Raw genomic sequence first — 8790 nt, 5'->3', positions numbered from 1 at the left:
TCCAAGCAGGCGATGCTAACTTTTGCCTTAAATCTAAAGAAGTTGGCCAGCTGAACCTGGAAAACGCCGAAAATGGCGTAAAATAAACAAAGTCGAGAGCTGAATTTACTCTTTTTCCAGAATGTAAACTGTGATAATAGCAAAAGGGTTGGAAATCGTTTCGATTTCCAACCCTTTTGTCTACACTCTGGCACAGACTAAAATGTCTGTGTTTTTTTAGTTAATATACAAACTTCAGAAAAATTTACTGGTGTTTTTTAAGCAGTTAGAAAAGTCTTGATTTTATTATGTCCTTTTCAAAATTTTAAGCTAAAAATTATCTAGATAATGTAAAGTGGTGTGACTTTTTATGTTATCCTATAAAATAACGATCATTATTTTATTGTATTAGCTCAAGGGAAAAAGTTAGAGAATAAAATATAAGATATTTACTTTTTTTTGAAACAAAATTTAGTTTGAATCGTCTAATGTGTATAGGATGAAGGGGGGAGAATGTTGAAAAAAGCTTTATTATTTATATTTTGTATAATGTTATTACAGGCCTGCACAGAAACAGAGAAGTCACCAGAAGTTCCCCCTGACGATATCTCCGAGCAGCACACATCTGCAGATGAAAATGATATCACAAATCTAGAAGTTAATATTCCATCCATTCATTTAGAACGTAACAAATTTCATAGTGTTATTGGTTGGTTATCTGATGATGAAATCTTACTTATATTGGTTGACAAAGGAGAGTGGATTTTAAAATCTTACTCAGTCACTAAAGAAGAATGGAAAGAGATTTATAGAACAAAAACACCAGTGATTCAAGGAATGATTCATCCGAGTAAAGAAATGATAGTTTTACATACTTCTAACAATTCCTCCTCAGCTGAAGTGCAATTAATACATATGAACGGTGTAGTGGAGCAAAGCTTGTATTTCGAATCTGCTGAACTGTACATGGATTGGCATCCCACAGATCCAAATTTAATTGTTTTCACTGCTTTTTATGAAGATTGGAGTTATAACAGCCTAGTTTACAATGGACATACGCAAGAAATGGAAGCGATTGATGTAGAGAATCCATTTGTAAAGTGGTTGGACAGTGAGAATTTAATGGTATTCGATTGGAGTGAAACTAGTTTAGATGGAAGTAATCTAAAACAGTATTCTATAGCTGATCATTCTATTAAGGCTACTGAGTGGAGTAATATTATTGATGTACAAAACTTAGGAGATTCTCTAGTCTATATTCAAATAGATGAAGAAAACATGCAATTTAAGTATCACTTAGTGAACAAAAGCAATGGTAAGAGCTTTGACTGGGTATCTCCAGCCGTAAGTAACTACTCCGAGTGGGTTATACCTACCATATCCATAATCTCTCCAAATAGCTTTATTGCCTTCCAAGCGAAAGAAAAGGGAAATAAGGATGAAACAAACGAAAAAAGTATAATAGGTAAGTACTCCATAGAAGGGGAAAAACAATATGGGGAAATAATAGAACGACCTATTGACTGCTCGCCAAACGGTGTGATTTGTCTTGGTGGATATGAAAAAGAACAATGGATTAACTTAAATACCTTAAAAGAAGGTAAATGGTTAAATATATTGGAATAGAAAAAGCTGTTATACAATTTTGTATAACAGCTTTTTCTGTATGTTTTAGTGTAAGCTTGGTGGAAAGCCTTGGTTGATTACTGTCATAACTGTAAAGAAACCAAAAACTGCAAATGTACCAAAGTTAAATAAAACACTTAGTAAATTTTTTTCTTTGATTGCTTGGTAAGTGCCTATAATAGCTAGCACTGTAACAAGACCAAAAATAACTATTAATAAGTTCATGAAAGACACTCCTTCCGACATATAAAATAAATGTCGCGATTGCATATTCCTCTTCTATTGTAATTGTTATCTGTTCTTTTGTCGAGTAATAAAAGTGGCGAAAGATTGAACAAAAGTAAACAAATCGTTTAATATAGAGTAGAGGTGAAATTATGTTAAATATACGTACATATCCATTAGGTTTTATACAAACGAATTGCTACGTCATTTCCAATGCTAAAAAAGAATGCCTTATTTTTGATCCAGGAGGCAACGGAGAGCAGTTAATTAAGGAGCTAAACAGGCTACATTTAAAACCAATTGCCATACTTCTGACCCATGCTCACTTTGATCATATTGGGGCTGTAGATGACGTAAGAGATGCATATCATATTCCAGTCTATATACATCCCACAGAAAAATCATGGTTAACTAATGCGGAGAAGAATGGTTCTGCCAAATATGCAGAAATCCCAAATATTATTGCTAAAGAAGCCGACGTAATGTTAAATCATGAAGAAAAGCTGAGTATTGGTGATTTTGAATTTACCATCTCTCATACACCAGGACATTCTCCCGGCAGCATAACCTATTACTTTGAATCAGATGGCTTTGCAATTGTTGGAGATACGTTATTCCAAAACAGTATAGGTCGTACAGATCTACCTGGTGGGAACGAGAAGCAGCTGTTAATGTCAATACACACAAAGCTATTAACACTTCCTGTAGAAACTGTAATATATCCTGGGCATGGCCCAGCATCAACTGTTCAAGCAGAAATGGACAGCAATCCATTTTTGAATGGGTTTTAATAAAAGACCAAATAAAAAGCAGCCTCCATTATATGTGGAAGCTGCTTTGGACTTTATTAATGTCCACCTGGTACATGTATGAATGTAGTGTAGTATGTAAAACCAGCGAAGAAGAACATTAAGTAAGCCCCGAAGATGTACATATACATACGCTCAGATAGGTTTAAGAACCCTAAAAGAAGGAATAACCCCGTATTTGCTAAAAATAGTAAAGACGCTTCTGTCATATCACCTAAATAAAACATAACTGCAAAAATCCCTGTCCAGAATGCCATTACTTTATACATATTGCCCAATTGTAGTCCCTCCTTTTGCAAAGAATACAAATAATTCTCCTATTCATTATAAATGAAAGTGTTCTTACATGTAAACTGATTATTAAATATCTACATATGAATAACATAAGTTTGTCACAATTAAGATACATCTTCAATTCATTATAGAACTTCGACGTGATATACGCAATTAATACAGTGATTTTGCTTACTCTCTAACTGGATGAATGAATTCTCTGGAAATAACTTGTCAAACTGCCCTTTTAGAAAGGATTCATGTAATAAACATATAAATTGTGGGTATTTATTTAAAAAATCTTTATAAGGACAATTGAATATTGAAAAAGTGATAACTTTTTTATTGTTCTTTTCCATGATAGTAGGGATATAACCTATAGAGTGGGCAGTTTCCTTTAAAATATCCAGTTTCTCTTCAAAGGACATGCTATCCATTAGTGTATGATTAACCACTTTTTGTCCATTTTGATAAGCGATATCCTTAGCTTTTTCAAGCGCTTCTTCACCCATTGTATCCACTAATTCCAATAGCCATTCAAGCAGTAAATGATTTTCCTGTTTAGGAAAACTTAAATGTATTGGATCTTCAGCAACAACATAAACTCTTGCTGGCCGACCACCTTTTTCGTTTTTAACGAATTTCGAAGTCAGCAGCTTCGCTTCGTTTAGTTTTGTAAGATGTAGTCTTGCCACATTTGGATGAATACCAAAGTGTTGGGCAATTTGCTGTACATTTACTTCCTTATTTTCTTTTATAATATATTGATAGATTGAGTATCTAGTCTCATCTGCCAGGGTACCTGTTAGTTTTAATGTATCGGACAAGTATATCCCACCTTCCATTAATTTTATTATAAGGGAGAATTTAAGAATGACAAACGATATTATCTAATAAATAAAAATTGCGAAAAATCACTTTATTTATTTAGGATTAGGAAGTATACTATGTTTTATAAGCTTCGTGCGGCCAAGCTTGTGACTGGGGAAAGGACAACGAAATGCAGCAAGAAGAAAATGTAGTGGAACAAAGATGCTTCCAACTATTAAAGAAGGCACATCAATTTGGAGCTTCTGATTTTCACATGATTCCCAATGAAGAAAACTACATCTATTATTTCAAGAAGACATCCCAAATGTTCGAGGCAGGTCATCTGCCATTAAATCTCGGGATCAGAATCATATCATACTTCAAGTTTTTATCCTCTCTTGATATCAGCGAAAAACGAAAACCACAAAGCGGTTCCTTCCAACATATGTTTAACTCACAAAAATTTTCGTTTCGAGTTTCTACCTTACCATCTGTGTATGGGAAGGAGAGCTTAGTCATTCGACTTCAACAGCATGACAATGCAAAAATTATCCACTCACTTTCCTTATTTAGAGGAGCATCAGACAAAATTGTAGAGCTGGCTAACCAACGGCAAGGGATGATTCTTTTTGTTGGACCCACTGGCTCAGGTAAGTCTACATCTATGTATTCATTGACAAAATACTGTGCAGAAAATATGAACCGGCATGTCATCTCTTTAGAGGACCCTGTTGAAAATAGTCAGTCGTATCTACTTCAAATTCAAGTGAATGAGCGCTCAGGAGTTACGTATGCCAAAGGGCTAAAAGCCATTTTAAGGCACTCGCCAGACGTTATTATGATTGGAGAGATTAGAGATGAGGATACGGCTAAAGCGGCAATACAGGCTTCCTTAACGGGCCATTTAGTAGTATCCACGATTCATGCCAAGGACGGATTAGGTGCTTTATATAGACTGATGGATCTTGGTATCAGTATTGATGAATTAAAACAAACGGTAACCGGGGTTGTCACTCAAAGATTGGTAAGTGTAGTAAAAACAAAAAGTCCAGAACTATCTGCCATATATGAGATTATTGCAGATGATGTTTTAGAGGATGCATTACTCTCGATAAGTGACGGAAATACTTTCAAGGTTCCAGTTCCCTTAACTCTTTCGTATCAAATAGAAAGGGGAATCAGGGAAGGTGTTATTAAAATCAATTAAAGACCATCTCCGTAAGAAGGATGAAACCATACACGCTTCTATGCATGCCTCTTTTTTGAAAAGGTTAAGTGAATTGCTCAATGAGGGATATACATTTCATGAAGCGATTACTATGTTGTTACCATTTCATGTGAAGAACATACAGGTGGTACAAACAAAAGTGACGGATATACAAAAAAGAGGACTTGGCGTAATAGAAGTATTTAGGGTGCTAGGTTTTCCTAATCGGTTGCTTCTTCCCATTTATTTGGCTTCCCAGCATGGACATTTAGTGGAGACAACAGAAGTTTTAGCAGTAAACTCTGCTTTCAATGAGCAAGCAAGAAAACGTTTGAAGAACCTCTTGTTATATCCCTTATTTTTGTTTGTCATAATATTTTTGTTATTTTCTGTTTTTCGAATTTACTTTATTCCTAATATGGAAACCTTACTTTCTAAAAACTCCGCCCAATCTGAAAGTTCCCTTGCATTAACCAATACCCTACTAAACCTTCCTAATACCTTTATAGTTTCTCTCTTCTCTATGATATTACTCTGTCTATTTCTATGGCTCCTGCTTAGAAAGAAAAATATGGAGTTTAAAATTATATTCTTTAAACGAACTCCCATTTTGAATAGTTGGTTTCGTTTACTGGTGACCAGAATATTCTCTAGGGAGATAGGGGTACTTCTAGAGAGTGGCATGTCTCTTCAAGAATCCTTTACTGCTTTAATCAACCAAAAAGAAAATAAAATACTGCAGTACATTGTATTTCAGATGAACGAAAAAGTAATTTATGGCTCCTCGTTTTCGGAAGGTGTCATATTAGTGGATTGTTTTACTGATGACTTTCATCAATTTATTGTTCATGGAGAAAATAATGGCTACCTAGGCAAAGAACTTACACTTTATAGTGACTTTATAAACAAGCGTGTGGAGGAAAAGCTATCCCGATACTTAAGTATTATTCAACCCTTGATGTTCTTAATACTTGCAGTTTTTATAGTGGGTGCTTATTTGGCAATCTTACTACCAGTATATGAAATGATTAATATAATTTAAAGGAGCTAATCAAATGAAAAACTTATTAAAATCTAATAGAGGTTTTACTTTAATTGAAATGATGATTGTACTGCTAATTATATCTGTACTAATATTAATCTCGATTCCAAATGTCACAAAGCATTCAGCAAATATTGATAAGAAGGGCTGTGCAGCCTATATCAAAATGGTCGAAGGACAAGTGCAAGCCTATAAAATAGATAATAATAAAACTCCTTTACTTTCAGATTTAACTGTAGATGAATATTTGGGAGCAAATAATAAAAGCTGCCCGAACGGAGATGAAATTGATATTGAAAATGGAAAAGTGATTATTAAGGAAGTAGCTAATGGAGGAAATTAAAAAACAAGCTGGTTTTACTTTGATCGAGACTACGTTAATTCTAATGATTGTTATGGTAATTAGCTCTGCGGTTATTTATGGAACAACCAATAAAGTAATTGAGCTAGAGGAAAAAAGATTTTTTCGCCAATTTCAGTTAGATGTGCAACGAGCACAAGCTCTTGCATTAGGTCAGGAGCAATATATCGTTTTAAAATTTGGAAACAAAGGAACAAGCTATTCCACAACAAACTCCAATATAATTTTATTTGAAAATATGCTACCTTCACATATTAGTTTATCGGAGGACAGTAAACTAAAGGAACTTATTTTTCTGCCGAGTGGTATGGTGAGAAATTTTGGGAGCTTTGCTTTCTTGACTTCAAAAGAAACGAAACTAGTTACTGTGCATATAGGTACTGGTAAATTAGCGTATGAACAATAAGGGATTTTCATGGGCAGAAACCATATTAACTCTATTTATAACTTTTATGATCGCTACAATACTTCTACCTTTACTTACAAATATGAATGTAAAGCTTGAAGACAAAAAGAGGAAATACCACTCGGCGATTGTCATGAATGAAGCAGCTAAATTGTTCGTAACAGAAAATATAAAAAACGGTTCTCTTACTATAGAAAGTGTAACATTTAACTTTCAAATAGATGAACAACAGGTTTGTGTTGAATATCAAGGTGTGAGAGGAGAGGTGATTAACTGTATAGAAATCTCATCTGTAAATTAAAAAAGCAAAATGGTTATACGTTTATCGATGGTATTTTACAACTATCGGTATTTATTATCTTTGCTCAGATACTTGTTTTAATTATGTGGTCGCTATATACGACAGAAAAAAAGGTAACAGATCCACAAGAAGTGGAATGGGGTTTGTTTATACAATACGTGGAAGCTTACTTAAATAATGTAGATAGTATCATGGTGCAAAAAAGCCAGCCAGGAATCCGCTTTATAAAAGAAGGGGATGAGTTTGATGTGGAATACACATCAAACGTGATTCGAAAACAAAAGAATAGATTGGGTAACGAGCCTCTCCTCTTAAATGTACAAGCACTTAAGGTTAGTATGGAAGGACAAAATATTACATTCTTCGTCACTTTTTTTAATGGTCAACAGAAGGAGCACACCATGTATGTTACGTATTCTAAATGAGCAAAAAGGTGCTTTGCTACTAGCTTCCACCATCCTACTTTCCATTGTCTGTTTTTCCATTCTCACCATTACTGCCGCATACCAATCTAAATATCGAACGTATGATTTGTTGGAAATCCGACATATTAGTGATACTATCAATAAAATGAGTATTTTTATTGATCAAGAAAATAATCCTAGTATGTAGTGAGTTGATGAAAAATGTACAAGATCTATTTAGTAGGCTTTATGGGGAGCGGTAAAAGCGCTGTCGGAAGAAGGCTGAGCTACCATTTAAAAATGCCTTACTATGATATGGATAAAGAAATTGTCAAAAGACAGAAAATGTCGATACCTGAAATATTTGAGCAGCACGGTGAGGCATATTTTCGGAAATTAGAGACGGAGTTCTTGCAAACCTTTCGAAATGAATCTTGTATTATTTCTACAGGTGGTGGTGTAGCTACGCTTGAACGGAATATTAAAATTATGAGAAATAATGGACTAGTTTTATTTTTAGACGCAACATTTGAAGATATTTGGATGCGTATAAAAACAGATAAAAATAGGCCAATCGTTCAAAGGAGTACGAAGGAAGAATTACAGCAACTTTTTAATACGCGGAGAAGAAGCTACAAAAAGGCTGCTCATATTACTATTAGGACCGAAAACAGGCATATTCGACAAATAACAGAATACGCAGGATTTCAAGTGAATCGACTCAAAGGCGAATGATTTTTCGATTTAGTTAAATATTCGTTCGTCTTTAGATAGTTTTTGTAAAAATGATTGCGCTCTCTTATGTTCAATGTTAGGATATAGACAAAGCTAGTGATATTTCTATATTTAGCGGATGATTATACGGGGAGAGAACGCATCACTGCGTCGCCGAAGGAGCAAGTAATTATTTATGAATCTCTCAGGCAAATGGACTCGTATAGGACGCAACTCTGGAGAGTGCTTTCAAAGTTAAGTGGAAAGCCACCAAAGGGGAAAGCCATCTTATGGTAAACTTTCAGGTGCCAGGACAGAGAACCCTTGTTAAGTTAAAGGGGGTTTTCTGTCCTTTTTGTGATTTTTAAACCATGTACCTTTAATGCCCTATGCTTTTTCTACCTATTTAAAGGAGGAATTTAAATTGTCAGAACAGTTAAAACGAACGCCGTTGTATGATGTCTATTCATCGTATGGAGGAAAAACAATCGATTTTGGTGGCTGGGAATTACCTGTTCAGTTTTCAAGTATTAAGGAAGAGCACGAAGCTGTTCGGACGAAGGCTGGATTGTTTGATGTTTCCCATATGGGAGAAATTTTCGTAAGTGGGCCACAAAGTGAAAACTACATACA

At 34.7% G+C, this 8790-nt stretch carries 13 protein-coding genes, 1 pseudogene and 1 riboswitch; of the genes and pseudogenes, 11 read left to right on the top strand and 3 right to left on the bottom strand.

Features of this window, described 5'->3' with window-relative positions; translation table 11 throughout:
- Nucleotides 1-495: 495 nt before the first annotated feature.
- A complete protein-coding gene (locus AC06OU_RS11500) occupies nt 496-1605 on the top strand; it encodes a YqgU-like beta propeller domain-containing protein (protein WP_475855903.1) in 1110 nt (369 codons plus the stop codon).
- 45 nt (nt 1606-1650) lie between these two features.
- Here AC06OU_RS11500 and AC06OU_RS11495 read toward each other — a convergent pair whose 3' ends face one another.
- Complete coding sequence (locus tag AC06OU_RS11495) at nt 1651-1830, bottom strand: DUF2759 domain-containing protein (protein WP_169358108.1); 180 nt, start codon at nt 1828-1830, stop codon at nt 1651-1653.
- A 152-nt stretch (nt 1831-1982) separates the two neighbouring features.
- Between AC06OU_RS11495 and AC06OU_RS11490 the strand changes: the two genes are divergently transcribed.
- Nucleotides 1983-2621: an MBL fold metallo-hydrolase gene (locus AC06OU_RS11490; RefSeq protein ID WP_475855901.1), complete on the top strand. Its 639-nt coding sequence runs from the start codon at nt 1983-1985 to the stop codon at nt 2619-2621.
- A gap of 56 nt (nt 2622-2677) precedes the next feature.
- Here the strand turns inward: AC06OU_RS11490 and AC06OU_RS11485 are convergent, their stop codons facing one another.
- Both AC06OU_RS11485 and AC06OU_RS11480 read right to left on the bottom strand, forming a co-directional pair.
- Nucleotides 2678-2917: a DUF2626 family protein gene (locus tag AC06OU_RS11485; protein ID WP_169358110.1), complete on the bottom strand. Its 240-nt coding sequence runs from the start codon at nt 2915-2917 to the stop codon at nt 2678-2680.
- Nucleotides 2918-3058: 141 nt separating this feature from the next.
- Nucleotides 3059-3739, bottom strand: a complete 681-nt coding sequence (locus tag AC06OU_RS11480; RefSeq protein WP_340883252.1) for a helix-turn-helix transcriptional regulator — start codon at nt 3737-3739, stop codon at nt 3059-3061.
- A 173-nt stretch (nt 3740-3912) separates the two neighbouring features.
- Between AC06OU_RS11480 and comGA the strand changes: the two genes are divergently transcribed.
- From comGA to AC06OU_RS11435, 9 genes and pseudogenes are all read left to right on the top strand, one after another.
- Nucleotides 3913-4929 (top strand): competence type IV pilus ATPase ComGA, encoded by a 1017-nt coding sequence (gene comGA, locus AC06OU_RS11475; protein ID WP_475855899.1) that lies wholly within the window; start codon nt 3913-3915, stop codon nt 4927-4929.
- A complete protein-coding gene (gene comGB / locus AC06OU_RS11470; protein WP_475855897.1) occupies nt 4910-5971 on the top strand; it encodes a competence type IV pilus assembly protein ComGB in 1062 nt (353 codons plus the stop codon). Before comGA ends, comGB begins: the two co-directional genes overlap by 20 nt.
- A gap of 13 nt (nt 5972-5984) precedes the next feature.
- On the top strand, nt 5985-6314 hold the full coding sequence (gene comGC, locus AC06OU_RS11465) for a competence type IV pilus major pilin ComGC (RefSeq protein ID WP_169358114.1): 330 nt from the start codon (nt 5985-5987) through the stop codon (nt 6312-6314).
- Complete coding sequence (gene comGD, locus AC06OU_RS11460; RefSeq protein WP_475855895.1) at nt 6301-6738, top strand: competence type IV pilus minor pilin ComGD; 438 nt, start codon at nt 6301-6303, stop codon at nt 6736-6738. The genes comGC and comGD overlap by 14 nt, the downstream gene beginning before the upstream one ends.
- Nucleotides 6728-7039 carry a hypothetical protein gene (locus AC06OU_RS11455; protein WP_475855893.1) on the top strand — a complete coding sequence of 104 codons (312 nt, stop codon included), beginning with the start codon at nt 6728-6730 and terminating at the stop codon, nt 7037-7039. Before comGD ends, AC06OU_RS11455 begins: the two co-directional genes overlap by 11 nt.
- On the top strand, nt 7012-7464 hold the full coding sequence (gene comGF / locus AC06OU_RS11450; protein WP_475855905.1) for a competence type IV pilus minor pilin ComGF: 453 nt from the start codon (nt 7012-7014) through the stop codon (nt 7462-7464). Before AC06OU_RS11455 ends, comGF begins: the two co-directional genes overlap by 28 nt.
- Nucleotides 7445-7651, top strand: coding sequence for a hypothetical protein (locus AC06OU_RS11445; RefSeq protein ID WP_475855891.1), 207 nt, complete (start codon nt 7445-7447; stop codon nt 7649-7651). The genes comGF and AC06OU_RS11445 overlap by 20 nt, the downstream gene beginning before the upstream one ends.
- A 14-nt stretch (nt 7652-7665) precedes the next feature.
- Nucleotides 7666-8178: a shikimate kinase gene (locus tag AC06OU_RS11440; protein ID WP_475855888.1), complete on the top strand. Its 513-nt coding sequence runs from the start codon at nt 7666-7668 to the stop codon at nt 8176-8178.
- Nucleotides 8179-8296: 118 nt separating this feature from the next.
- Nucleotides 8297-8388, top strand: a riboswitch (glycine riboswitch).
- A 193-nt stretch (nt 8389-8581) separates the two neighbouring features.
- Nucleotides 8582-8790 (top strand): annotated as a pseudogene (locus AC06OU_RS11435) (glycine cleavage system aminomethyltransferase GcvT); the annotation flags it as partial.

It is taken from the genome of Psychrobacillus sp. (genome assembly GCF_056205495.1).
This window is presented reverse-complemented; position numbering and strand designations above follow the sequence as displayed.

Excerpts from the sequence above, each read along its gene's own strand:
- AC06OU_RS11495 (WP_169358108.1), bottom strand. The coding sequence starts at position 1,830 with ATGAACTTATTAATAGTTATTTTTGGTCTTGTTACAGTGCTAGCTATT.
- AC06OU_RS11490 (WP_475855901.1), top strand. The coding sequence starts at position 1,983 with ATGTTAAATATACGTACATATCCATTAGGTTTTATACAAACGAATTGC.
- comGA (WP_475855899.1), top strand. The coding sequence starts at position 3,913 with ATGCAGCAAGAAGAAAATGTAGTGGAACAAAGATGCTTCCAACTATTA.
- comGC (WP_169358114.1), top strand. The coding sequence starts at position 5,985 with ATGAAAAACTTATTAAAATCTAATAGAGGTTTTACTTTAATTGAAATG.
- comGD (WP_475855895.1), top strand. The coding sequence starts at position 6,301 with ATGGAGGAAATTAAAAAACAAGCTGGTTTTACTTTGATCGAGACTACG.
- AC06OU_RS11455 (WP_475855893.1), top strand. The coding sequence starts at position 6,728 with ATGAACAATAAGGGATTTTCATGGGCAGAAACCATATTAACTCTATTT.
- AC06OU_RS11445 (WP_475855891.1), top strand. The coding sequence starts at position 7,445 with ATGTTACGTATTCTAAATGAGCAAAAAGGTGCTTTGCTACTAGCTTCC.
- AC06OU_RS11440 (WP_475855888.1), top strand. The coding sequence starts at position 7,666 with ATGTACAAGATCTATTTAGTAGGCTTTATGGGGAGCGGTAAAAGCGCT.